This window comes from Kribbella soli (genome assembly GCF_004331345.1).
Lineage (GTDB): Bacteria > Actinomycetota > Actinomycetes > Propionibacteriales > Kribbellaceae > Kribbella > Kribbella soli.
This window is the reverse complement of the sequence record NZ_SJJZ01000003.1, coordinates 1591088-1615959: the sequence shown is the minus strand read 5'-3', so window position 1 is coordinate 1615959 and position 24872 is coordinate 1591088. Positions and strand designations below refer to the sequence as shown.

20 protein-coding genes are annotated in these 24872 nt (G+C 66.8%); 10 read left to right on the top strand and 10 right to left on the bottom strand.

All coding sequences use genetic code 11. The features are described from left to right. Positions 1-48 precede the first annotated feature (48 nt). A complete protein-coding gene (locus tag E0H45_RS30540; RefSeq protein ID WP_131343594.1) occupies positions 49-2775 on the bottom strand; it encodes a winged helix-turn-helix domain-containing protein in 2727 nt (908 codons plus the stop codon). A gap of 138 nt (positions 2776-2913) precedes the next feature. Next, the gene (locus E0H45_RS30535; protein ID WP_165546642.1) at positions 2914-3984 is read right to left on the bottom strand and encodes a serine hydrolase; all 1071 of its coding nucleotides are present in this window, start codon (positions 3982-3984) and stop codon (positions 2914-2916) included. A gap of 211 nt (positions 3985-4195) precedes the next feature. Here E0H45_RS30535 and E0H45_RS30530 point away from each other — a divergent pair, with 211 nt between their 5' ends. Together E0H45_RS30530 and E0H45_RS30525 are read left to right on the top strand one after the other, a co-directional pair. Further along, on the top strand, positions 4196-5143 hold the full coding sequence (locus tag E0H45_RS30530; protein WP_238155384.1) for a hypothetical protein: 948 nt from the start codon (positions 4196-4198) through the stop codon (positions 5141-5143). A 16-nt stretch (positions 5144-5159) separates the two neighbouring features. After that, positions 5160-6134 carry a hypothetical protein gene (locus E0H45_RS30525; protein ID WP_131343590.1) on the top strand — a complete coding sequence of 325 codons (975 nt, stop codon included), beginning with the start codon at positions 5160-5162 and terminating at the stop codon, positions 6132-6134. Between the two features lie 22 nt (positions 6135-6156). On the opposite strand, the gene E0H45_RS30520 is transcribed toward E0H45_RS30525, so the two are convergent. Together E0H45_RS30520 and E0H45_RS30515 are read right to left on the bottom strand one after the other, a co-directional pair. Then, positions 6157-7341: a flavin-containing monooxygenase gene (locus tag E0H45_RS30520; protein ID WP_131343588.1), complete on the bottom strand. Its 1185-nt coding sequence runs from the start codon at positions 7339-7341 to the stop codon at positions 6157-6159. 19 nt (positions 7342-7360) lie between these two features. Continuing rightward, complete coding sequence (locus E0H45_RS30515) at positions 7361-8383, bottom strand: methyltransferase (RefSeq protein ID WP_131343586.1); 1023 nt, start codon at positions 8381-8383, stop codon at positions 7361-7363. An 89-nt stretch (positions 8384-8472) separates the two neighbouring features. On the opposite strand from E0H45_RS30515, the gene E0H45_RS30510 reads away from it, so the two are divergent. After that, complete coding sequence (locus tag E0H45_RS30510; RefSeq protein WP_131343584.1) at positions 8473-9636, top strand: helix-turn-helix transcriptional regulator; 1164 nt, start codon at positions 8473-8475, stop codon at positions 9634-9636. A 96-nt stretch (positions 9637-9732) separates the two neighbouring features. Here the strand turns inward: E0H45_RS30510 and E0H45_RS30505 are convergent, their stop codons facing one another. Continuing rightward, complete coding sequence (locus E0H45_RS30505) at positions 9733-10338, bottom strand: TetR/AcrR family transcriptional regulator (protein ID WP_131343582.1); 606 nt, start codon at positions 10336-10338, stop codon at positions 9733-9735. Between the two features lie 70 nt (positions 10339-10408). Between E0H45_RS30505 and E0H45_RS30500 the strand changes: the two genes are divergently transcribed. Together E0H45_RS30500 and E0H45_RS30495 are read left to right on the top strand one after the other, a co-directional pair. Then, a complete protein-coding gene (locus E0H45_RS30500; RefSeq protein ID WP_202872572.1) occupies positions 10409-10858 on the top strand; it encodes a pyridoxamine 5'-phosphate oxidase family protein in 450 nt (149 codons plus the stop codon). Positions 10859-11600: 742 nt separating this feature from the next. Further along, positions 11601-12098 (top strand): ester cyclase, encoded by a 498-nt coding sequence (locus E0H45_RS30495; protein ID WP_131343580.1) that lies wholly within the window; start codon positions 11601-11603, stop codon positions 12096-12098. A gap of 336 nt (positions 12099-12434) precedes the next feature. Here the strand turns inward: E0H45_RS30495 and E0H45_RS30490 are convergent, their stop codons facing one another. From E0H45_RS30490 to E0H45_RS30475, 4 genes are all read right to left on the bottom strand, one after another. After that, positions 12435-13727: a glycoside hydrolase family 15 protein gene (locus E0H45_RS30490; RefSeq protein ID WP_131343578.1), complete on the bottom strand. Its 1293-nt coding sequence runs from the start codon at positions 13725-13727 to the stop codon at positions 12435-12437. 321 nt (positions 13728-14048) lie between these two features. Then, positions 14049-16193 carry a discoidin domain-containing protein gene (locus E0H45_RS43435; RefSeq protein ID WP_165546641.1) on the bottom strand — a complete coding sequence of 715 codons (2145 nt, stop codon included), beginning with the start codon at positions 16191-16193 and terminating at the stop codon, positions 14049-14051. Positions 16194-16752: 559 nt separating this feature from the next. Beyond that, positions 16753-17994, bottom strand: a complete 1242-nt coding sequence (locus tag E0H45_RS30480) for an ROK family protein (RefSeq protein WP_131343576.1) — start codon at positions 17992-17994, stop codon at positions 16753-16755. A 171-nt stretch (positions 17995-18165) separates the two neighbouring features. Continuing rightward, positions 18166-18660 (bottom strand): DUF4913 domain-containing protein, encoded by a 495-nt coding sequence (locus tag E0H45_RS30475; protein ID WP_131343574.1) that lies wholly within the window; start codon positions 18658-18660, stop codon positions 18166-18168. A 219-nt stretch (positions 18661-18879) separates the two neighbouring features. Here E0H45_RS30475 and E0H45_RS30470 point away from each other — a divergent pair, with 219 nt between their 5' ends. Beyond that, on the top strand, positions 18880-19332 hold the full coding sequence (locus E0H45_RS30470; RefSeq protein WP_131343572.1) for a hypothetical protein: 453 nt from the start codon (positions 18880-18882) through the stop codon (positions 19330-19332). 77 nt (positions 19333-19409) lie between these two features. On the opposite strand, the gene E0H45_RS30465 is transcribed toward E0H45_RS30470, so the two are convergent. Beyond that, positions 19410-20378, bottom strand: coding sequence for a quinone oxidoreductase family protein (locus E0H45_RS30465; RefSeq protein ID WP_131343570.1), 969 nt, complete (start codon positions 20376-20378; stop codon positions 19410-19412). A gap of 278 nt (positions 20379-20656) precedes the next feature. Between E0H45_RS30465 and E0H45_RS30460 the strand changes: the two genes are divergently transcribed. The 4 genes from E0H45_RS30460 to E0H45_RS30445 are packed head-to-tail and all read left to right on the top strand — an operon-like array spanning position 20657 to position 24840. After that, on the top strand, positions 20657-21985 hold the full coding sequence (locus E0H45_RS30460) for an ABC transporter substrate-binding protein (protein ID WP_165546640.1): 1329 nt from the start codon (positions 20657-20659) through the stop codon (positions 21983-21985). Then, positions 21982-22920 (top strand): carbohydrate ABC transporter permease, encoded by a 939-nt coding sequence (locus E0H45_RS30455; protein ID WP_131343566.1) that lies wholly within the window; start codon positions 21982-21984, stop codon positions 22918-22920. Before E0H45_RS30460 ends, E0H45_RS30455 begins: the two co-directional genes overlap by 4 nt. Further along, positions 22917-23738 (top strand): carbohydrate ABC transporter permease, encoded by an 822-nt coding sequence (locus E0H45_RS30450; RefSeq protein WP_131343564.1) that lies wholly within the window; start codon positions 22917-22919, stop codon positions 23736-23738. The genes E0H45_RS30455 and E0H45_RS30450 overlap by 4 nt, the downstream gene beginning before the upstream one ends. Then, on the top strand, positions 23683-24840 hold the full coding sequence (locus E0H45_RS30445; RefSeq protein WP_131343562.1) for a LacI family DNA-binding transcriptional regulator: 1158 nt from the start codon (positions 23683-23685) through the stop codon (positions 24838-24840). The genes E0H45_RS30450 and E0H45_RS30445 overlap by 56 nt, the downstream gene beginning before the upstream one ends. The last annotated feature ends 32 nt before the right edge of the window (positions 24841-24872 follow it).

Sequence of the window (24872 nt, the reverse complement as noted above, 5' to 3'; positions counted from 1 at the left end):
TGAGCCTCACATCATGTGATGAAGTCGGTGATGATCTTCGGCCCGGCCTCAGCGGGCGGGGCTGTGCGACAGCAGGTTGAGCTGGTGAGCCCGGCGTACGGCGGCGCGGCGGTTGTTGACGCCGAACTTGGCGTAGATGTTCCTGGTGTGGGTTCGCACGGTGTTGAGCGACACGACGAGCTCCCGGGCGATGGAGGGGCCGTCGAGGTCACTGGCGAGCAGCCGCATGACGGCCAACTCGCGTTCGGTCAGCGGCTCGATGAGGTCAGCCCGGTGCGTGCCGACGTGCACGTCATGCGGCCCGAACGCTGCGTCCAGGAGTTGGCTCACGTACGCCCGGCCGGGACCGTGCCGGTCGAGGCTGGTGAGCAGCCTGGTCATCGGCGCCCCTTCGCTGACAAAGACCCGGACGTAGCCTTCGGGCTCGGCCAGGGCCAGCGCGCGTGCCAGCATCGCCGGTGCCTCGTCGTCACCGTCTGCCTGCCGCGCGAGCGCGAGGAGCGCCAGGAGTTCGATGACGGTACCTCTCCGGCCGCCGTCCTCGGCCGCCGTGAGCAGCCGTTCGAGCAGCCCGGCGGCATCGCGCAGCGCCTGCTGCGAACCCTCGGTGTTGTGCTGGGCGAGCAGGATCCGGGCCAGCGTCACGTGTTCGTACTCACGCAGGTACGACGCCTCGTCGTGCACGGTCACGCCGTACTGGCTCGCCCATTTCAGCGCGGCGACCACATCCCCGTGCGACGCCAGTACTCGCGCGCGCAGTGCTGGGACCGGTCGCACGTTGGGTGCGAAGTCGCCCAGGTACACGCGTTCCGCCTCCGCGAGCAACCCGAGCGCAGCGTCGACGTCGCCCTCGGCCTCCCGGAGCAGCGCCATCGCGACGCGCCACCGGTACGGGTTCTGCGGCAGGCCGGCCTGCTCGCCGAGGTCGTCACTACGCCGCAGGTACTCCGCGGCCGCGGCAAGATCGTTGCGCTCCAACGCGACCTGACTCAGACCGACGTACATGTCCCGGGTGCCCCGGAGGCCTGGATCGCGGACGGCGAGCTCGAGCGCGTTCTCGTACGTCCGTTGTGCCTGAGACAGCTTGCCCTGCGTGATCTCGAGGTCGGCGAGCGTGATGGAGCACCCCAGTACGTCGGCGATGTAGCCGAGCCGATGGAGCCCGTTCGCAGCGTCGGTGTAGCTGCGATGTGCGGCGTCGAGGTCGCCTGTCGTCCAGGAGGCGATCCCTGACACGGCATCGGCCGAAGCCCGGGTCAGGTCGTCGTGCTCGGGAGCACGGTCGACCGCCAGACGAGCATGCTCCAAGGTGCCGGCCGGGTCTCCCCCGATGAGCGCCAGCGCGGCCCAGTACTGCTCGACGCAGCCCGGTAGCCGGGCGAGCTCATCCTGATCGACAACCACGATCTCTGCCGACCCGGCCCCGGGTTCGGAGCCGCCGTCGAAACCAAGGCCGGTCAGCAACCGCTCGATGTCGCGTAACCGACGCTCGATGTCGCCGAACTCATTGCTGGCCATCAGTGCGCCGACGAACCCCATGGCGAGCACCGGCCGGTGTTCGACAACGGTGTCAGGAAGTTCGTCGATCCATCGGCGCAGGGTTGCTTCCTGCCGATTCCGTCGCAGCTCCGGAACGGCGAGCTCGACGAGATCGGCGGCGCGGTCGATGTCGCCGGCGGCCAGTGCGTGCCGGACCGCGGGCACCGGTTCGCCGGCTTCGTCGTACCAGTTGCCGGCTCGTCGATGCAGGTCTGCGACCTCGCCGCGCTCCTCGAGCAGATGGGTGCGGAGGACGTCTCCGAAGAGGTGGTGGTAGCGGTACCAACGCCGTTGATCGTCGAGCGGGACGAGGAAGAGGTTTGCCCGGTCGAGCTGCTCCAGCATCGCCTTGCCGTCGTGCTCACCAGTCACGGCGTCGCACAGAGGGCCGGTGAGACGGTCGAGGACGGACGTCTCCAGCAGGAACCGTCGTACCGGACCGGGCTGCCGATCCAGCACCTCTTCCACGAGGTAGTCGACGACGAACCGGTCGTCACCGGCGAAGCCCGCGATGAAGCCGGCGGCATCGCCACGGCCCTGGAGCGACAACGCGGCCAGTTGCAAAGCCGCGACCCACCCTTCAGTGCGTTCCTCGAGCGACGCGATGTCCTCGGCCGTGAGATGCAGGCCGGTCACGTCGTTGAGGTAGGTGGCCGCCTCGGCGCGGGTGAAGCGAAGATCGGCGGCGCGGACCTCGATGAGCTCACCGCGGGCGCGCAGGCGGGCCAGCGGCAGGCCAGGGTCCGCTCGGGTGCTGATCACCAACCGGACCTGCGGTGGCAGGCGGTCGACGAAGAAGCTCATCCCGGACCGGAGGCCAGGACCGTCGGCGAGGTGGTAGTCGTCCAAGACCAGCGTGACCTCACCCGGTAGCACGCTCAGCTCGTTGAGGACCACGACGAGCACCGCCTCGGTCGAGCTCTGCCCGGCCGCGAGCAACGGAAGTGCGCCGGCACCCACGCCGGGAACGGCACGGTCGAGCGCGGTCACCACGTAGGTCCAGAACGCGGAGGCCTCCTGGTCCCCCTCATCAAGAGAAACCCACGCAACCGCATGGTCGGAGGTGAGGCGGGTCAGCCAGGCGGCGAGGAGGGTGGTTTTGCCGAAGCCGGCTGGTGCTGAGATCAGGACCAGGCGCCCGGCGCGGGACAGGCGGCCGTCGAGCCGTGGCCGGGCGACCAGCCCGGTGCGTGGCGCAGGGGAGAACAGCTTGGTCTCGACGAGAGGTCCCGCCATCGCAACGCCCCCTTTGCGGTCGTCCCTCTGCGCACGAGCGTAGGACACCCTCGCCCACCACCCCCTACCCTGCCGCCCCAAGCTGGCGGAGGGAACGCCCATGACCAAGGCGACCGGACTTCGAGTACGGCAGTCGGATCAACCTTGGTCAGTGGCTTTCGGCCGTTCGAAGTGGTCGACGATCACGCGCCCGATCCGGCCGATCCGATCTTCTTCCTGCTCGTAGACGCCGCCGAGATCGTTCGCGAACACGGCGACAACGATGGGTCCCGAGGGCGAGTAGATGATGCCGACGTCGTTGGCGTCCCACGGCGGGTTGTCGCCTGTCTTGTGGCCGACCGGATGCTCGACGAATTGCGGCAGGCGGCGCTCACCTAGCTGCTGTTGTCGAAGTGCTCCCCGCAGCTCCGCACTGCTCTTGCCGGAGACGGCTGTCGCGTGCTCGATCGACTCCAACATGCGGCCGGCCTCGCGCGGCGTCATCTGACCGAAGTGCAGCGGCAGGCCGCGCTCCTGTGCCAACGCGCGCACCTCGCCGAGTGGTCGTGCCGCCAGCGAGGCCACCTCGCGCTCGATGGAATCAAGCCACTCCTGCGTCGTCCCGGCCCACTGCGGATCGCCGTTTCGCAACGCGTAGACCTGGGCGCGCGTGAGGGAGGCGTGACGCGCATCCGCGAGCACGTACGGGAGTCGATCGGCATCGAGGAGGCTCTGCGCCATGCGCGTCTGCGTGTACCCGGACGCGGCCAGCCAGGCGTTGAGATCGGCGACGCCCCCGACCCTGGCGAGCAGCAGATCGGTCGCGCTGTTGTCGCTCACCACGATCATCGCAGTCAGCAGATCCCGCACCGTCGGCTCCAAGCCTTCCTGGAAGTACCGGATAACGCCCGAGCCGCCGACAATGTCCGACCTCGTCACGCGGATCCGCTCGTCGAGGTCCAGCCGCCCGTCATCAGCGAGCTGATAGCACCTGATCGCGACAGCCAGCTTGATGACGCTTTGGGTCTCGAAGACGACATCGGCTCGAACCGCGGCCTCCTCGCCGGTCGTCAACCGCTTGACGTAGATCCCTATGCCCAGAGGCTTGCGTTCGCGCAGCGACTCAAGTTCCACGACGCCCGCTGGTGCCGTGTCGTCCGGAACCTGCAAGGTGAATCGCGCAGCTTCAGCTTCGAGCAGCCTTGTCAGCTCACTCGTCCGAATGCTCATCGAGGCATCATCGCATCGATCCCGTCGCTTCCGTTGTGCGTCGAGATGCGTAGCGCTTGAGAGGTGAAGAACGCGGGACATGCGCCGGATCGCGTCCTGGGCGGCTGTCCCTGCGATGCTGTCCGAGCGGGTAGCAACTTTTCGTGCCTGCCCGGTATCTAGTGGATAGAGCGTCCGGGGACGCCGAGGGGCGCGGGGAGGACTGGCGGACATGAAGCGACGAATGGTGGTTTGGGCTGGGGGCGCCGCGCTCGCGGCCGCCGCCCTCACGCCGGCCGCGGCCCAGGGCGCTGAGACATCAGGGACGGCGGGCACGACCGGGCAGCGTGCCGCCGCGGTCTGTGAGATCTGGCAGGGGTCGGTCACTGCGTCCGGGCAGCACACGTCGTCGGACGTGGCCGCGACCGCCCCGCCGTCGGTTCTGGACCAGCGGATCACCGAAGGGGCGTTCCAGCCCGGGCAGATCCGGCTCAGCGCCCGGACCACCAGCGAACCGAACGTCGCCGGCCCGGACCGGTACGGCTACGTGGTCATCGGTGACGCCCTCTACTGGAGCAACTACGCGATCAACGCGGCAACCGGCCAGATCGACCCCGACGAGCAGCACCTGCTGCGGCGGGTCGGCGGTGGTTGGACTCCGTTCACGATGCTGGAGACCTCGACGTACGAGACCATCGACGGCGACTTCAGTCGCTCGGTCGCCTACGGGATGCGCGAGAACGGCGTGCTGTACCGGTGGAAGATCGTCAACGGGACGTGGGCGAGCAACGGTTCGTACGCCGGGTTCGCCGCGGTCAAGTCGATGACGCTGATCAGCAAGGCCCCGACGTACGACACGTTCCTCGCGAACACCCGTGGTGGCGCGCTCTACACGATCCGGATCCCGTCGTCGGTGCCGATGCAGCCGATCGTCAAGCCGGTCCGGACCCGCACCTGGCAGGGCTTCGAGGTGCTTTCGGCTATGGCGTGCGGCCGGAACAGTACGCTCCTGGTCGGCATCGACAAAGACACCAAGTCCGGCTACCTGTACGCCGTCGGTCACGCGAACGGCCTGTCGACGCTGATCCAGTCCCTCGGCAAGGTCACCGGGACGTTCGGCGACCCGGTGTACTTCCGCTGGGTTCCGATTCCCGTCTACGACATCGCCAACGGCGACTGATCGAAAGGACCACGAGATGTTCCGCAAGGCCATCGGCCTCACCGGCGCCGCCGGTCTGGCACTGACCCTCGGCACGGCGATCCAACCGGCCCAGGCGGTCCAGACGAGTCAGGCGGCGCCGGCTACGGCCGCGGTGCCCACCACCGCCTCCGGAGCATCAGGGGCCTCCGCGGCCTGTGTCCTGGCAGTCGGCTCGTTCAACGCGCAGTGGGGTCAGAACAAGCAGATCGTCACTGCCACCGCACCACCGACGGTCGGGCCGGCGCTGCGCACCTCCAACATCTACCAGTCGCCGTTCGGCGTCGGTGTCACGCCCACGACCTTCAGTGAGACTCCGATGACGGGTGCGCGGATGGCCCGGGTCGGCAAGATCGTCATGGGCGGGTACCTGTACGACAGCTCGGCCATCGTCCGCTCCGACGGCTCGCTGATGCGGGGATCGAACGTGCTGAAGAGGTACGGCGGTGGCTGGGGCAACCTGCGCTTCCTCGTCCAGGCGCGGTACAAGGCGACGGCCGCGAGCAAGCCGTCGCGTACGACGCTGTACGCGCAGGACGCATCCGGCCGGTTCGGGCGCTGGACCGATCTCGGCACGGGTTTCCGCAACACCGGCTACGTCGGCGGACTCAGCACGATGAAGGCGTTCGCGCTGATCGCCACGACGGCGACGTACGACATGTTCCTGGTGAACAACCGGGCCGGCGGGCTGTACACGCTGAAGATCCCGACCACCAGCCCGCTCAAGCCGGTCGCGACCCCGGTCCGCACGTCGAGCTGGCAAAGCTTCGAGAAGATGATCGCGGCCCCGTGCGGCACGGGCTCGGTCGTCCTCGCGATCGACCGCGACAACGGCGGCTATTGGCTGTACACCGTCGGCCACGCGAGCGGTACCAAGACCGTGATCAAGGGCCTCGGCCGATCCACCCTCAGCTGGGGCGACTTCGACCACTTCCGCTTCGCCCCGGCGTACGACCCATTGAACGGCGGCTGACCAGCAAGGTCTCCAGGCCGGCTCACCCACCGACCCGGCCCGTGTTGCCGCGGATCGGGTCCTGGCTGCTTTGCTCGCTCCGCCGCAGTTCCTGGGCAATCGCTTTTGCCGCGCGTCGGGCTTGTTTGGCAGTGAATCCGATCTGTGACGGTCTCGGCACGAACCCGATGAACCGCAGGCCGTCCGCGGCGGGCTCTTCGCCAGTGGTCTTCGGCCAACCCCGCTCGTCGAGCACGCCGAGGTGCCCAACCAGCTGCGAGAGGCCTCTCCGGAAGCCGGTCGCGCAGACCATCGCGTCCGGGTTGATTCGCGTTCCGTCCGCCAGCGCCACGCCTGCGGCGTCGAGGGCCTCGACGCCGCGGACGATCTCGATGGACTTGTCCCGGATGGCCGCGATGACGTCCTTGTCCAGGATCGCCGGGGCCACGCCGAGCCGCGAGCTCCGCGCGAAGATGCCTTCGGCGGGCACCGGGAGTCCGAATTCGTGCAGGTCCCCGATGTCCATCCTCCGGCTGAACCGAGCGATCGCATCGGCGATCCGGACCGGGGCGTGGTAAAGCGGCGTCGCGATGAAGTCGCCCGGTATACCCCCGGGTCCCTGGCGGAGCATGATGTTGGGCGGCGTGCGAACGGCGAGCCACACCTTGGCCGCACCGCCCGTGGCCAGGTCGTAGGCGATCTCCATGCCGGAACTGCCCGGTCCTACCACCAGGACCCGTTTGCCGTTGTATGGCAACGGATTCCGGTACTGCGAAGAATGAATCAGACCGCCTGGCCACTCGTCGCGCCCCGGCCAATCGGGGATGAAGGGCTCGTGATCGAAGCCAGTGGCAACCACCACCTGGGAAGCTTCGACGTCGCCGGTGGAAGTTGCCAGCCGCCAACGCCCGTCGGCTCGGTCGAGCCGTGCTGCCGTGCAGCCCATGCACAGTTCGATTCCGTCTTCGTTCGCATGGCGCTCGATGTGGTCGATCACCTGGTCCCGTGTGGGAAAGGTCGGTGTCCCACTCGGGTAGGGACGGTTCGGCAGATGCGAGAACTGCCTGCCGGTGTTCAGACGCAGCCGGTCATAGCGACTGCGCCACGACGAGCCGACCTGGTCGGCCCGGTCGACGAGCAGCGGCTTGATGCCGCGATCGGCAAGGGCCACGGCCGCCGAGACACCGGACGTGCCTGCGCCGATGATCGCTACCTGGTGCGAGATCATCGCGAAACGCCCTTCCTGTTCAAGCGGTCTCGGCGACGATGACGCTGATCGGTCCGGCCAGCAGCCGGTGATCGAGACAGCGCCAGCCCGTGTCGTGCAGCCATGCGGTGCCTTCCTCGACGCTGTAGACGTCGCCGTCGTTGACGTGGATCGCGAACTCGCCAGCCATCAGCGCGGCCGGGAGCGGCTGGGTGTGGGTCGGGTCGGTCCAGAAGTCGGCGAGCAGCAGGCGGGCCCCGGGTTCGGCAGCGGCGCGGATCCGGTGCAGGATCGACTGGTTGGTCTCCGGAGCGAAGCAGTGCACCAGGTTGGCAAGCAGGAAGGCGTCGTACCCCCGCGGCAGGTCGTCGGCCACGAGGATGTCACCGACGTGGACGTCGAGGCGGTCCGAGTACGCCGTGGCGCGCAGCTGTTCCCTTGCGACGGGCGCAACGAAGGGGAGTTCGAAGACGGTCGCGGTGAGGGCCGGGTCGGCCGCGGCCAGGGCGATCGACCAGGAACCGGTGCCGCCGCCGATGTCCAGCAGCCGGCTTCCTGCAGGCAGCGCGGCCGCCTCGGGAAGGGCATGGCAGGCCGCGGCGGTGGCGGCGGCGATGCCGGCCGACATGATCGGTACCAGGTCGTCGTCGATCTCGAAGATCTCGTGGGCCGGCCGGCCGCGGCCGAGGGCGCCGGCGAGGTCCTCCCAGGCGGGGTAGCTGAGCCGGTCCCAGAACCTGAGCAGCGGCCGGAAGTCGGCCGGGGTCGCGCCGGACAGGAAGGTGGCCGCCACCGAGCTGTTCGCGTAGCGGTCGCCATGCCGCTCGAGCAGGCCGATCGCGACCATGGCGTCCGCGCTGATGCGTGCCGTACGCCGGGTGAGACCGGTGCGGGCGGCGAGACCGGCGAGATCCACCGGCCCTTCGCCCAGCGCCTCGAACACGCCGAGCTCGCACGCCGCGAACAGGTGCTTGCTGGCCATGAAGCCCTGCGCGATCTCGAAGATCCGGTTCGGCGTCATGTCGTGGAGATCCCCCGTGGGGGCTGTGTCTGTGGTCGTCATGCCCTCAGCGTGCGGAGCGGCTTCAGGTGGCCGCAATCCCACGATTCTGGGGGTGCCGCCGGACAGGGGCCGCGCCGTACTCTGCAGAGGTGACCGGGACTTTGGCACCGCGGATCCGCGACGAGATCCAGCGGCTGGGTGGCGGCGGAATGACGTGGGTGGACTTCGGCGCCGCTGTAGCCGATGTGCTCGCGACCGCCATCCCCTTCCACGCCTGGTGCTGCCACACGGTCGACCCGGGAACGATCCTGTTCACCGGCAGCGTCAACCGGAACGTCGGCTGCTCCGGCTCGTGGCTGGCCCATCACGAGTACGTCATCGAGGACGTCAACAAGTGGTCCTTCCTCGCCCGCAGCGGCCGGATCGCCGGTGCGACCAGCATCGACACCCACGGCGAGCTGTCCCGCTCGATTCGGCACCGGTCCCAAGAGAACCACGGATTCGGCGACGAGCTGCGCGTGTCGCTCGTTGCCGATGGCATCTACTGGGGCGCGGCGGCCTTCCTGCGTCGCGCCGACGAAGCCTGGTTCACCGAGGGGGAGGTGCGGACGCTGGCCACGTTGGCTCCCGTGATCGCGACCGGTCTGCGCCGCGCCATGCTGGCGCGGCCGATCTCGCCGTACGTCGGAGGGCCGGTGGACCACGGCCCAGGGGTGGTCGTATTCGACGAGCACGGCGAGCCGGAGTCGATCTCCGGCGCCGCGGAGCGGTGGATCGGCGAGCTTGTCGAAGACCCTCCACCGAGTTCACCGAGCGAGTCGAAGACGGTGCAGGCGATCGCTGCCCGGGCCCGCGCGATCACGCCCGGCACCGACCCCCTCGAGCTGGCCGCCCGAGCCAGGGTCCGGACCCGCTCCGGCGCCTGGCTCCTGCTGTACGGCACCCGGCTCAGCGGAGGCACCGGCGACAGGACCGCGGTGATCATCCATCCCGCCACCCCGCAGGACGTCGCGCCGGTCATCGCCCTCTCGTACGGCCTGACCGACCGGGAGTGCCAGGTGGCCGTGCAGTGCGTTCAGGGTCGGGTCACCAAGGAGATCGCCCGCGCCTTGACCATGTCGCCGTACACCGTGCAGGACCACCTCAAGTCGATCTTCGACAAGACCGGTGTGCGCAGCCGGGGCGAGCTGGTCGGGCAGATCTTCCTCGACCACTACGCGACCCGCTGGGAGGCCCCGGCCGGCGCGACACCTGGCCTGCTGGTGCGCGGCATCTCACCCGACGAACCCTCCGGTGGTTGCGCGGACGTCTGAAGACTGCGACCGGTGAGTCGAGATTCGACGTGCGTTCAGACATAGCGCGTCACGTCAGTTCACCGCGATGCCTCGGCAGTTCTTGGAGTGCATCGGCTAGGGATGTTTGCCGGCGGGCGGTGACGGCAGTTGGCCTGTGTCGGTCGCGATGGTGGTGAGCAGGGTCGCCGCGCGCCGGACCAGTTCGGTGCGGTTGGCGGCGCCGGCGTGGATCTGCATGGCGACTCCGTCCAGGACAGAAGTGATCAGTCGCGCGCGCATCCTGATCTCCTGATCGGTCAGTCCTGGGGACACCTGTCGGATGAGGACGCCGAGCTCACGGTAGAAGGCCTCGTAGATCTCATGGTTGAGTCGGCGGAATCGTGCGTCGTGGTACGCGAGCAGTGACATCGTGCCGAAGATGCTGCCTGCCCCCGTGGTCCAGTTCCGGACCAGTTCGTGTGCGGCCTCCGCCAGACCGTCGAGGGTCGTGGCCCGCCGTACGGCTGCAAGATCGTGCTCGAACTCGGCTCGGATGAGCGCCTCGAGCAGGTCGTCGCGGGTCGCGAAGTAGTACTGCAGGTTTCCCAGCTTCATGCCGGCCTTCGCCGCGACCCGCCGCAGGACGAACTGGTCGAACCCGTCCTCGACCAGCAGTCCTCGCGCCACGGCCAGTACGGCGTCGCGCCGCGCGGCTCCACGGTCGCTGAACAAGGGTGTCACCTTCGCACCTTACCGTCGGCTAGGTCGTTGACCTATAATTAGGTCAACGACCTAGAGGAGAGGTATTCGGATGCCAGATCGTATGACCCGGGCCGAGCGGGAGGCCTTTCTCATCGACGTACGTGTCGGGGTGCTTGCTGTCACGTCGGACGATCCGGACCGTGCGCCGGTCAGCGCGCCGGTGTGGTACGACTACTCGCCGGAGAACGGCGTGACCGTGATCATGAATGCGAAGTCCCGCAAGGGCGTCGCCATCGAGGCCGCTCGGCGGTTCGTCCTCGTCGTCCAGTCGGAGGCGACTCCGTACCGCTATGTCACGGTGGAAGGCCCGGTCGCCGAGATCCGGCCGCCCGACGTCACGAAGGATCTGCTTCCGATGGCGATCCGCTACCTGGGTGAGGACTTCGGTACGACGTACACGAAGGAATGGGAGGAGGCAGGCGGGCCGGAGAGCGATCTCCTGTACGTGATGAAGCCGCAACAGTGGAACACCGCGGACTTCACCAGCGACTTCGCCTGACGCATCGATCGGCTGTTTGCGTGCCGTCGAGGTCTGATTGGTCCTGATCGGGTCAGGACAGTCGTTGCGGTCCGCAATCCGACTGCTCTTCGTGGACGGACGCTGACAAGACCCTGGATCGGTAGTGCAGAGTCTCCGGAGTCGCGACTGTCCGGAGACAGACGGGGTGCGCTTCCCCGACACTCCGCCTGCCTTCATCTGCGCGACCGACGTCGCATCCCGGATCCGAACCCGAACCTTGAACTGATGTGATGTGATGTGACGCATAGTCACGATCCGGTGAAGGTCGCAGAGGGCAGCTGAGCCATCTGCCGGACGCACGCGATGGTGAGTCAGAAGGGCAAAGTGGTCAGTTTGTGGTTTGTTCCAGACACATCGAAGCCCAGGGCACCTTGGTGACCTGGGCTTTTGTGCGCCGCCAGGGACTCGGACCCCGAACCCGCTGGTGATCGGACGGCTCTACCTGATGTTGCGCCTCGTTGCCGAAACCTCTTTGCTACAAGTGTTTTGGAGGAAGTCGCGACCTTCATCGCTACCGTTCGACTCCAGACGTTACGCGTTGATTCCCGGCCCGTAAGTCAGTCCACGTGGTGGACCGTGTCTGCCCGGGTGTGGTCGCCGCTGATGCACGAGGCAAGGCATCTGGACGTGTCGTGGTCGGCGGCGGCTTCCCGGACGGTCGGGAAGGGATTCTCTGTCGGTCGGGAACGGTGCCCGGTGACGCTAGGTGCTGTCGGCGTCGGTGGTCGACGCCGCGGACTCCGAGGTGGTGACAGACATGGAAGACCGCAATCAGACCGAGCGGAACAAGGCCGTGATCAGGCGGTTCGTCGAGGAAGTCCAGAACGGCAAGGACTTCGACGCTTACGACGAACTCAACGACCCGGATTTCGTCAACCTCAGCAGCCCTCCGGGCGTCCCGTCGGATCGGGAAGGTGGCAAGGTGTTTCTTCAGGCGTTCGCCCAGGCGTACCCCGACGCAACGTTCACCATCAACGACATGATCGCCGAGGGCGACCAGGTCGTGACCAAGAAGACGATGTCGGGTACCAACACCGGGGAGTTCGCTGGCGTTCCAGCGACTGGCAGGCGCGTGACCTTCGAATACGTCGACATCATGCGTGTGCGCGACGGGCGGATCGTCCAGCACTGGAACATCCTCGACCAGCTCAGCTGGCTAACCCAGTTGGGCGTCATTCCGACACCTTCCAACGTGGCGACCGGGACGCTAGCAGATTAGGCGCGCGCTACGTGTCAAGCGCGACGCCGCGGACAGGATCATCGAATCCAACTCCTGAGGGCGGCTCGTGCGCGAGCTGAACGAACCCACAGCGCACGATCGTCAGTCGAAGCCTGGAGAAGGTGTGGACACAATGTGCGTGCTCGGTGAGCCGGTCACCGAGCACGGAGTCACCGAACGCCCATTCCACTTGGCGGCTGATGTATCCGGGAGGGTTGTGACACCACGCTCGGCGCGGGGTGGCTCACTTTCCGGCGATCGGGCCGCGGCGGTGGCGGGTGTGTGGGCCGCAGGTCCTCAAGGTATCCGTGGAGATTTGGGCCCCGCCGTGCCGCTTCAGTCGGCATGTGGCGGTGTCTTGATGCTGTGCTCTTGGAGTTGGGTGAGCGTAATGATCAACAGGGAGCCGGTCCAGCCGAGCGGCACGGTAGACGCGGGGTTGCCATCGCCGTCGACAAGTTCGGGCAGCTCGCCGAGGGTGTTGCGTTTGGAGAGCACCCAGTCGAGCACCGGCTGCGCCTTGCGGGTGTCGGCAAGGCCCGCCCAGGCCAATGCGAACAACGATGTGCTCGGGGTCCAGGTGGACTCGCCCCAGTCGAAGTCTGGATCGTTGCCGGGGACAACACCGCCGTTGGGCCGAACGAGTGCCTGATACGTCGTATCGAGCGCGGCGGCCAGGTCGGCCGGCGCGTCGTTGAATGGGGGCGCCATGAACGCCGCGGCGCTGTCGTGGCCGTGCTTCCCGTCGATGGTGCGCTGGTATCCGAGTGGGGCGAAGTGCTTGCTGATTGCGGTGGATAGGCGGCCGGCGGCGGCGGCCCACCAGGTGGCGTCGGCGGTGTGGCCGAGCGCGCGGGCGAGGTCGACGGCCGAGTTCAGCCCGCTGAGCAGGGGCGCTGCGGTGCCGATGTTCGCGGTCTCGGTGCCGAGTTCCCAGTAGTCCGGCGACGCGGGCGGCAGGCCTTCGGCATCGAGTGAGCCCGCGGTGTAGTTTGCGGCACGTTGGATCATCGGGTACAGGAACGCGAGCCGCGCCTGCCGGTTCTCGGCCGGGGCGGTCTGGTACCACTGCCAGGTTGCCCAGGGCACCCAGCCGTTGCCGTCGAGTTGCCATTCGCGACCGTCCGGCGGCCCTGACCCGTCCAGTTCGGTCCGGGCCTCCCAGGTTCCGTCGGCTCGCTGCGTAGCCGCGTTGTAGGTGAGGATCTGGTACGCCTCGCTCGAGTGTCCGGTGTGCGCGAACGCCGCCGACACGAAACTGGAGTCACGTGGCCACGAGTACTTCCAGATCGAGTGCCAGGCCGCTGCCGAGGCGCCGTTCGGCTGCACCAGCGCACGCATGGACAGCAGGGCCCGGGCGGCCGCGTCCCGCTGCGGGCCGAGCTCGCCGGGTACGCTGCCGCGCTCGAGCCACGCCCTCGATTCCGCGATCTGACGCAACGCGCCAGGCTCATTCGCCTCGACCGTGACCGGCTGCGTTCCGCCGGCCGGCATGTATCGCCAGTGCCCGCTCGGAAGCTGCAGCACGTTGCTCTGTGGGATGTAGCTCGCGCCATGGGCCTCAACGGGTGTGATTGCCTCGGTGGTCGTGCCGTTGTCGAACAGCCCCGCGGTGGACGCGGCGAGCACCGACGCAGGGACGCTGTGGTCGCACGTGGGGGGACCTCCGACGCCCTCGCCGCTCTTCGGATTGATGGGTCTCACTCTCCTTCGTTGGAGTGGTCATGGTGCTCGCGGTGCATCAGTAACGCTGTCCTCATCTGCGGGACCGCCTCGCGGCCGCGCGGGGCCGTTCTTGCGGCCACAGCTAGTTCGTCGCCGGCGCGCCTCAGGAGCGGCCCGATCTCGGCAGCCTGGGTTGCTGGCGGGAAGTGTGTCCGAGGTCTCCGGTCATCGGCCGTCGACCAACCATCCGACCGAAGCCCTCGGACACGATGCACGGCATCGCTGTCAGGTACCGCTGGCTGCGAAGTTGGTGATGTGGACGCCTGTGTTGTCAGAGTTGTAGGTCAGATTGACCCGCAGATAGCGTGCCTGAATGTCGACCGGATAACTGTCGCCCGCTGCGGTGGCCACCGTCGTCGTGTCCTTTGTCGCGATGGTTGTCCAGTTGGTGCCGTCGGTGCTGGCTTGGATGTTGTACTTGTAGTAGCGGGAACCGTCTGCGTAGTTGGTGATGGAGACATGGTTGAGGCTGTAGACGCGTAGCAGGTCGACCTGCCACCACTGCGGATAGGGGTCCGCGGCCCAGTAGGTGTCCGGGTCGCCATCCACGGCCAGGTCGGCGGTGTTCGCATCCTGCTCGCTTTGTGCGGTGGTGGGTTTGAAGAGCGCGATGTCCTCTTCAGCCGGGCTGGTTCCCACTGCGGTGAAGGTCAGTGTTTGCTCGGACTCCTTGCGGTGGCCGCCGATGGAGTTGCCTGTGGTGTTGGACCAATAGCGTGGTGGGGTGGTTTCGACCCGGCGACGGGAGTCGGCGGACATGGCCAGTACGAGCCCGCTGTATCGGTTAACGAGCCGGTAGGTGTTGGATGTGTTCGTGTTCTTGATGAAGAACCATTGCTGGCCGACGGTCGCCCGGTAGGGGGCGACGTATGGCGTGGTTCCCCACGCCCTGCTGGTCCTGATGTTGGAGTCGATGCCGAGCGCCTGGCCGGTGGCGGCGTTGGTGATCCGGTAGGAGCCGTCACCGTTGGAGGTGAAGGCCCATGCCGCGAGGTCAGAACCCTTCCGTGCGTCCACCGACGTAGTCACTGAACTGCCTGACACCTGGGTCAGGGCCAGGCCACCGCGGCTGCTGATCCGATAGGTCTTGAACGGGTCCACCGGTGGCGCGGCAGGATCACTGGACTCGATGGTGATGTTGCGGTATTCGGCGGCGCCGGACGGGCAGTTGTACTCGCAGTAGTTGCGGAACGTCTGGCCCACGATGTTGCCACTGCTGGCATTCACGCTGTCGGCGTACCAGTGGTACCAGTAGTCCCCGTACAGGGTGGAGCCGGTGTCGCCGATCTTGCGCCACTGCTGCGTCGACAAATCGTCGGTCACATAGAGCGGCTCGGCGTGCTTGGAGTCGTTCGGGTTGAACGGGTTGGCGCTGGCCATGTACAAGCCGAGATGAGCGTTGTAGGCGACGCTCATGTACAGCAGCGGCGATTGGGCCGGCAGAGTCCCGGCGGCGAGCTGTTCGCTGACGTAGCCCGGGTTCATGGGCTTGTAGTCGTCAGCTGGATCGGTGTATCCGTTGGGGTTGTCGGCGTCCACTGGAACGATGTTGCTTTCTCGGCCACCCACACCCGGCTCTGACCACGTGCCGTCGTACCACTTCCGCCAAGTGCCTGTGGCCATCTTCCCCGAGATCGGGGCACGGGCCACGTGCTCCAAGCGGTGGATCGCGCCGCCGCCGCCCGGCTTGTCGATGACCGACGAGCCGTAATAGACGTAGAAGTATCCAGAGGCCGTGTCGACGAACAGGCGCTGGTCGCCGTCGCCGTACTTGTAAGTCTTGTTCGGGAACGCCGCTGTGTCACCGCGCTTGGTGCTGTACGGCGAGGTCAACACGTGGCCGATGATGGTCCACGTGCGTCCCTGATCGGTGGACTTTGCGTAGTCGATGGAGTCGTAGTGCATCCCATCGCCGAACGGCTGCGGCGTGAACTCGTTGTGTACCAGGCCGATCCAGTTCCCGGTGTCTGGATCCACCCACATCCCCATCAGGTCGCAGTAGTTCGGCTGCGAGTAGCCGGACGGGGGTGGCGCGTAGGTCGACTCCACGCCGGTTGGGCTGTTGTTGCACCGCCACGTGGTGTTGCTGTTCTTGTCCACCGGATTGGCCGGGTCCGCCCAGTTGTTGAGCGTGGTGTTCGGTCCCGCGTCGTCGTAGTTCGTGCCGGAGAAGAACCGCCAGTGCCGTGGGTCATTGAGACCGTACAGCGCCGCGGCCTGCTGGGCGTAGAACGTGCCGTCCTTGTCGATGATTGGATAGGCAGGCGTGTCACTCGTGAACTGGTGCGACTTGGCTGGGCCGACTTCGATCGAATAGGTGGCGCCGGTCGAGGGTGTAACCGATTGACTTGCGTGGGCGACACCGCCCACCGCCGTCACCCCCAACGCGCTTAGCACCGCTACTAGCGTTCTTCCTGACCATGCCATGGGTTGTCCTTCCTGTGACGATGTACCGCCTGCTAACGGACCCCGCGGACTGGCGCAGCGGTCTACCTACGCCCAACGGGCCGTCGGCGGGAGCCGGCGTGATGACGCCGCCGGTCGACGTGGCGTGGGTAATGCGCATGTCAACGTGGCTCAGCCGACTAACCGCCCACGCCACGGCGGAGGGTGTGCCCGTCGTCGCGCCCCGAATGAGCGACTATTTGATGTCAGATAACTAACTGAGATAAGATAAGTGCCTTACATATAGGTTCGTCAAGTGGCAGCGCGAACTTGGCCGATCCCGCATCACGCCGGCGTGCCCGGGCGATGCGTGTCGTTGCGCGACCGCGCAAACCGGCCTCGCCTTCGAAGGACCTGCGCATTCGGACCAGGTCATGGCCACCGTCGGTGGCCCGGGAAGGTTCCGCGACGATGGCGAGTCCGGGCAGATGTCGCAGCCCCCGCCGGCAGGCAGCACCCGGGTGCGACAGCGGATGGGTGGCTGTCAATACCCCCGGATGGCGGCGGGGATCAACGGCGTCGCACTGTCCAGCGACGTCATCCGCTGATTCACGGTGTCCAGGGCGAGCCTCAGCGCACCATAGGCGACCGCATTGTCGCCCAGTTCGGAGGCCGCTAGCCGCGGTGTGTGCAGGCAGGTCTCGGCCAGTAGTGCTTCCAGTCGGGGCAGCAGCAGGTCGGCAGCATGGGAGAAGCTGCCGCCGAGCACCACCAGCTCCGGATCGACGGTGAGGACCATCGCTGCGACGCCCCGCGCCACATCGGCGGCAAACCGGTCCACCGCCGCGAGCGCCGCTGGATGTGCGTCACGGGCGGCCTGAAACACCCGCATGGCCGCCAGGTCAGAGTCCTCGGCGCTCATGGTCAGGGCGTCGATGGGGGTGGCGGCGAGCCGCCTGGCCGCGTCGTGCCAGCCCAACTCTCGCAGCATGCCGATTTCACCCGCGGCCCCACCCGAACCGGTATGCAGGCTCCCTCCGACGACAAGCCCCGCCCCAAGCCGCATCCCAACGAGCAGGTAGATCATGGTCTCGGCGCTGAAGCCGCGCCATCGTTCGGCGAGCGCGGCCAGGTTGGCGTCGTTGACCACCGCCACCGGGCAGGGCAGCGCCGCCGCCAATCGGGTTCCCGGATTGAGCCCTGTCCAGCCGGGCAGCAGGACCGACGTGATGGTGCCGTCGGGGGCAACGACACCCGATGTTCCCAGCGCCGCTGCCCACACGTCGTCCGGCTGAATACCGGCGGCCGAAAGTGCTGCGCGTAGCACCTGCTCTGCAATCGCGAGCCTGGCATCCGCAGTGTCTTCGGGCGAGACATCCACCTGCTGGCTCGACACGACGGTCGCAGCCAAATCGGCGATGATCACCCGGACCTGGCGCGGTCCGACGTCAAGCCCGACCGCGTAGCCGACCTCAGCACGAAAGCGGTACCGGCGGGCCGGGCGCCCCATTCGCTTGTCGCCAGCGTCGGCCTCGGTTTCGGCCAGCCAACCTTGCGCGCCAAGCTTCTCAGTCACGACCTGTGCGCTGCGCCACGACAGACCCGTGGCATCAGCGACTTCACGGAGCGGCCGTGGTTCGTTGCCCCGCAGCGCCGCTAGCACCGACAGTTCGTTGACCCGCCGTAACAGGGTCTGATCGGTGGCCGCGCGCGGAAACGATCCTGTCACGACAGCGGGACCCTCCAATTTGGCGTCGACGACAAGCAGCCATGTAATGATAAGCACTTAGATACCTCAGGTACAAAAGGCGCTGCGGCAACTATTTGCCGATCGATCAAGACACGCCTGCGACACACCATGCACTTCTGTACCAACGGACCAGTCCGTTAACTGGTTTGTGGAGAACTTGACCCGGGCGATCGCATTTCGGCGCGCATCGCGACTGCGGGGACCTGGTCAACCGCCGTACGTGAGTGGGTCGTACAGCTCGGCCGGGGGCGTGGCCCAGGACAGCGGCTCGAGCCCCTCGCCGCCGGAGTGGTGTCCGGCGACCGTGCATTTGCTGAAGGTGCCAGCGGGATTCATCAGGCTGTTCATGTGGAGGTAGCAGTGGTCGCGCCACCACACGCTCATGCCGGTGCCGGGTTCGAGCCGGAGCGCTTCCCAGGCACGCCAGAGCGCGGACAGCACGCACACGGCCTCGCAGTGCTTCCACCACTCGCGGCACCACGGTGTCTGGGCGCTGATGTTGCGCCGGTAGGCCTTGATCAGGAACTGGTCGACGAACTCGGGCAAGGTCTTGAAGTACGTCGCCGGCTCGGACTCGGCGGCGGCGTCCAGCGCGTCGCCGGCCGCGGCTGCTTCCGCCTCGAGCTCCTCGGCCTGGTCGTCGTCGAGCCCGTCGTGGTCGCCGCCCGTGGTGTCTTCCCACTCGGTGTCGGACAGCGTCACGGAGCCTCTCCTGTCGTGCGATGGTCGGGGCGGCGGTACGTCGGGCGCCGGGGCCGAACTGCAATGCCGCGAAGTCGATCTGATCGCCGGTGTGCGCAGCGAATTGTTCGGGCAGGTTCGCGAACAGGGGAGGGAGCGCCGGCCCGCCGGTGCCCTCAACACCGTTGGCCAGCACCAGCTTCCAGGCGGTCTCCACGACCTCGTCCACGCCACCGTCCGGTGGGTCACCGCGAGGCGCAGTACAAGATGATCCTCGGCCGGCGCAACACCGATCAGCCTCGTACGGTGGCGGACGGCAACATCCACCGTCCGCTCGAACCACGTGACGTAATCGGCCCACACCGTCCGCGGGATCCGCACCAACTCGTCGTAGGCCGCCTCGCCGTACAGCCGCTCGTACCACGCCCGGAACTGAGCTCCGGAAACCCGAACTCCGGCTCCGGCCAGACCTTCGGCGTCCGCAACGTCCGCATCCGCGCCGTCGTCGTCCACACGCCGGCCTCGCCCGGAGCCGCGGCGTCGATCACCGACGCCCGCCCGATCCCGGCCCGCCGCAACGCGAACCCGATCCCGAGCCCGGCTTGCCCACCACCCACGACCACAACGTCATGGTCGAACGGCGTTGCACGTACCCAGTTGGCGGGAGCCGGCCCGAAGTATCGCAGCAGATGATCCGTCACAACCACCAACCATAAGTCTACTGATCGAGTAGACATTCAAGGTTCCAGATGATGGTCAGAACGAACAGCTCACAGTGCTAGTACGAGCTTGCCGCGGTTGGTTCCGGCGGCGAGGCGGTCGAGCGCGACGCCGGCCTCGGGCAGCGGCAGTACGTCAGTGACGTCGATGCGGACCTGCTTCGCGGCGACGAGGTCGAGCGCGGCCCGGCCGAACTTGCTGACGAGTTCCGGAGCGCGCCGCGCCAGGTCCCCGATGTTGAACCCGCCGACAAACTTGTTGCTCTTCCACAGCGGGCGAACGGCCAGGGTCAGGTCCGGATAGTTGCCCGCGTCCCCGAACGCCGCCAGGCGTCCGAACACAGCCAGCACCTCAAGACTGTCCGCACGGGTCTCACCACCGACTGAGTCCAGCACCAGGTCGACTCCACGACCGCTCGTGAGTTCACGGACCCGTTCCGCGAACCCGGTACGCAGTATGACCTCGTCGTAGCCGAACTGCTGCGCATACTCAGCTTTGTCCGCGGTGCTGACGGTGCCGATGATCTGACCTGCTCCCAGCGCTTTGGCGATCTGAACGGCGACCGTTCCGACACCCCCGGCTGCTGCATGGATCAGCACCGTGTCCCCGCTGGCCAAGCGACCGGTCCCGGCCAGCAAGCCGTACGCCGTCGTCAGCACCGTCGGCGCACCGGCCGCGATCACGGGATCGAGGTCCCCGATCGGATAGGTGAATGCCGCAGGAGCGACGGCGTACTCCGCGTATCCGCCGAAGTTCGGCAGGTACGCCGTCACTTCATCACCGATATCGAACCCGTCGACCTCCGCGCCGACGGCCGCGATGACGCCGGCGGCCTCGAGCCCGGGGACGTCGCCGTCCGGCTCAGGTTCGCCGAAGTCGCCGCGCCGATGCTGAACCTCCGCGAAGTTCAACCCCGCATGAGACACGCGGATCAGCACCTCACCGACCAACGGCTCCGGCACCGGCCGCTCCAGCTCCACGATCTCACCGTTGATCTCCTTGAACCCGAATGCACGCATCCGATCACGGTTTCACAAGCCCTGGCAGACACCCGTGCAGTCTCGCCAGTCGATCACCACCGCGACGCCCTGTGTGTGTCAGTCGGGGCGACCGGATCCGGTCATTCTGCGGTGTTGACAGCGACTGATACCGGTAACAAGATGTTACCGGTATCAGCGCTGCTGCCGACGACCGTTCGGGGTCCGTTGAGGGCAGTGTTGCGCAGGATGTTTCCGGGCGGTTCGGAGGATCGCGGTCGGAATCTCCGTCGATGCCGTTCGGCGAGGAAGGGAAACCAATGCCAAAAGCAGGCGTACGAAATCGGCTGACGCGCCGCCGATTGCTCGGGCTGGCCGCGGTCTCGGCCGGCGCTGCGTTCTCCGGGCCGGTGCTGACCGGTTGCGGTAAGGATTCAGCGAAAGGCGGCGGCGGTTCGACCTCGCTGACGTTCATGAACCAGTCCCGCGGCCAGGCGAAGGCGCTGGACAAGTTGGTCGAGACCTACCAGAAGCAGACCGGCGTACGGGTGACGATCGACAGTCCCGGGCCGACGAATTTTCCGGCGAAATTGCAGTCGAAGTCGCAGTCGGGTGATATGCCGGACGTCTACTCGACGCTCACGCTGCCCGAGATGATTCCGTACTACAAGGCCGGCTGGGCGATGAATTTGGAGCCGAAGCTGACCGGTGAGTGGAAGGGCAACTTCTCGCCGATCGCGCTGGATCTGACCAGTGTGAGGGCCGGGTCGGTCAGTGGCCTGGACGCCGGTATCTACTCGGCGCACTGGGAGATCCAGACCATGGGGCTGCTGCTGAACACCAAGACGTTCGAGTCGGCCGGGACCGATCCGAAGGCTCCGCCGGCCACGACGGACGCGTGGATCGAGCAGCTGAAGACGGTCTCGGCCAAGTCCGGCAATGGTGCGTTCCTGATGGCTGCGTCCCTGGCGGATCGGTTCCTGCTGAGTCATGCCTCGAACTGGCTGACCGACGCCGAGATCGATGCGACGCTCGCGGGAAAGGCGAGTTGGAAGTCGGACGGCTGGCGTAAAGGTCTGCAGTTGCTGGCTGAGTTGAGGGACGCGGGAGTCATCGTCAACAAGACCCTGCCAGGCGGCAACGACGACAACCCGACGGTGGAGAAGGGCTTCTTCAACGTTCAGGACACGCCGGCGATCTTCGACGCGTCGGTCGCGATCGGGGTCGCGCGGGCCACCGCGCCGGACTTCACCGAGTACGTCTCGATGGGGATTCCGAAGGCGGCCGACGGCACGCAGAAGCCGCGGGTGTACGGCGGTGTCGGCAAGGGGGCGTGTATCAACCCGAAGGGGAAGAACGTCGATGCGGCGGTGAAGTTCGTGCAGTGGCTGACCGAGCCCGAGCAGGCGAAGGTGTTCGTCGACATGGTCGGGCTGATCCCGGCGAACCCGAAGGTCACCGCCGCCGATCTGCCGCCGCAGGTCGCCGGTTTCGCGTCGCTCGCCGACGCGATCGAGGTTGTTCCGTCACCGTTCAGCCCCGACGCCCGGACGGCATTGATCAGCGGGGTGCAGAGCCTGGTGCTGAAGGAGAAGACCGTCGACCAGGTGCTCGACGACATGGAGACGGCGCAGAAGAGGGCCAAGTGACCGCCCGTCCACTCGAAGCAGTCGAACTCGCTCGAGCGCACTCGAGAACCCGTCGTCGCGGTCCGCTCGCGCGGCGCCGGGAACTGATGGCGTACGCGTTCCTCTTGCCGGCGGTGCTCCTGCTGGCCGTCTTCACGCTCGTACCGTTCGTCCAGGCCGTCGTGCTGAGCTTTCAGCAATGGGACGGTGTCAGCACGGCCAGCCCGTTCGTGGGTCTGTCCAACTACAAGTTCGTCCTGCACGACACCGTCTTCTGGTCGTCGATGCGGAACGTGCTGATCTTCGGTGTGGCCGGATTCGTCCTCGGCAACGCGCTGTCGTTGGGGATGGCGATCGCGGTCAACCGGGTACGTCGCGGCAAGGCGTTCTTCCGGACAGCGTTCTACCTTCCAGGTGTCTTCTCCGTGGTGGTCATCGGGATGATGTTCTCGTGGCTGCTCGCTCCGAACGCAGGCATCGTGAACCGGCTGCTTGGTGGCGTCGGGTTGTCCGGCCTGCAGCACAACTGGCTCGAGGATCCCGGTACCGCGCTGCCGGCGGTGGCGGCGGTCTTCCTCTGGTATCACTGGGGATTCGGCTTCATTCTGTACCTGGCCGGCCTGCAGGACGTGCCCGTGGAGTTGTACGAAGCGGCCGACCTGGACGGCGCGGGCGGCTGGGCGAAGTTCCGGTACGTGACCTGGCCGGACCTGCTGCCGGTGACGGCGATCGTGTCGTTGCTGACGCTGCTCGGAGCGTTGCAGGTGTTCGGCACCGTGCAGGTCCTCACCAATGGTGGTCCGGGCGACCACACGATGGTGCCGACGCTGCGCATCTATCAGGAGGCGTTCACGAACCAGCGCTTCGGATCCGCGGCGGCGATGTCGGTGATCTTCGGCGGCGCGCTGGTCCTGCTCGCGATGCTGCATCTCTGGCTGTCGCGGAGGCGGAAATGAAGGGTCTTGCGAGCCGCGGTGGTCTGTACGGTCTGCTGGTGCTGGCCGCGGTCGGGGCACTGTTCCCCATGGTGTGGTTGCTGATCGGATCGCTGCAGACGAGCAGTGAGTTGTACCGCGGCAAAGATCTACTGCCGGCGAAGCCGCAGTGGTCGAATTACGTTACTGCGTGGACCGACGGTGACCTCGGCACCTATCTGCCGAACAGCATGATCTACACGGTGTCGGCGGTCGTCGGCATCCTGGTGGTCTCCAGTCTGGCAGGGTACGCGTTGGCCCGGATCGAGTTCCGAGGCAAGGCAGCGGTGACGTTCGCGTTGCTGGCGGTGATGATCATTCCGGCGCCGGCGTCGTTCATCGCGCAGTACAAACTGATGGTGATGCTCGGGTTGACCAACAGCCGGCTCGGCTATGTGTTGATTCTGATCTCGGCGGGCATTCCGATCTCCGCGCTGATCATGCGCGGGTTCTTCGCGAATCTGCCGAAGGATCTGGAGGAGGCGGCGGCGATCGACGGCAGTTCGGCGCTGAACACGTTCGCGCGGGTGATTCTCCCGTTGGCGCGACCGGGTCTGATCGCTGTCGCCGTGATTCAGGGACTCGCGGTGTGGAACGAATACCTGTTGGCGCTGGTCCTGTTCGACGACGACACGTTGATGCCGGTGCAGCGCGGGTTGATGAACTTCGTGTCCGCGGAGACACCGGTGCAGAACATTCTGCTGGCCGCCACGGCGATCTCCGTCCTGCCCGTGGTGGTGTTCTATGTCTTCGCCCAGCGGCAAGTTGTGCAAGGCATCAGCAGCGGAGCGGTCAAGTAGGCTTCGTGGGTCGGAGGGAGGTGGAGAAGAGTTGGCCGAGGAACCTGTGCCTGTAGTGCGGGCTACTCTCACCGATGTTGCGCTCGCTGCGGGGGTATCCAGGCAGACGGCGTCACGGGTCGCTCGTGGCGGCGAGAACGTGAACAAGCGGACGGCGGCCAAGGTCCGGCGCGTGATCAAGGCGCTCGGCTACCGGCCCGATCCGATCGCGCGGGCGTTGTCCACCGGGCGAGGACTCAGCGTGGGCCTGCTGACCCATCAGCTGACCGACCGGCAAATGGGGCTCGGTGCGATCTCGATCATGATCGGCGTCGAGCAGGCCGCGGCCGAGCTGGGGCTCGGCGTCAGTGTGGCCACGTTCGCGAGCTTCGATCGGGCGACTGTGCAGGACGGGATCGATCGGCTCGCCCGGGCCGGATGTGACGGGGTGATCTTCATGGCCCCGTGGGTGTCGGCCGCGAAGACGTTGGGCGCGCTGGACACCACGTTGCCGTTGGTGTCGACCAGTGAGGTCCCCGACTACGACGGTCCCGCCGTTCACGCTGACGCAACCAGGGCTTCCGCGGACGTGGTGGATCATCTGCTGTCGCTCGGGCATGAAACCGTTCATCACGTCGCCGGTCCGCTCGACTGGACCTCCAGCCGGCTTCGTCGACGCGGCTGGGAGAACGCGCTACGGAACGCCGGTGCCGAGATTGCCGAACCGTTGGCCGGCGACTGGACCGCTCACTCCGGGTACGAGGCCGGCCGACTGTTGGCCGATGATCCCTCGGTGACGGCGATCTTCACCGCCAACGACGAGATGGCCTTGGGGGTCGTCTACGCACTCAACGAGGCCGGACGCCGGGTTCCAGAAGATGTCAGTGTCGCAGGCTTCGACGACGCTCCTGGGTCGGACTACTTTCGTCCTCCCCTCACCACTGTCAGGGTCGACGACGCCGAGTACGGTCGCCAGGCTGTCGCGCAACTGATGCTTCAAGTCAACGGCGAGTCCGCGGCCCCTGCGACCATCCTGCCCCACGAACTGATCATCCGCGCCAGTACCGCACGCAGTCCGCGCCGGGCACCGCGCAAGGCAGCTGCACGTCGCGTTCCGCGCTGACGTCCACATCACGACCCATCCCGCGACTCGGC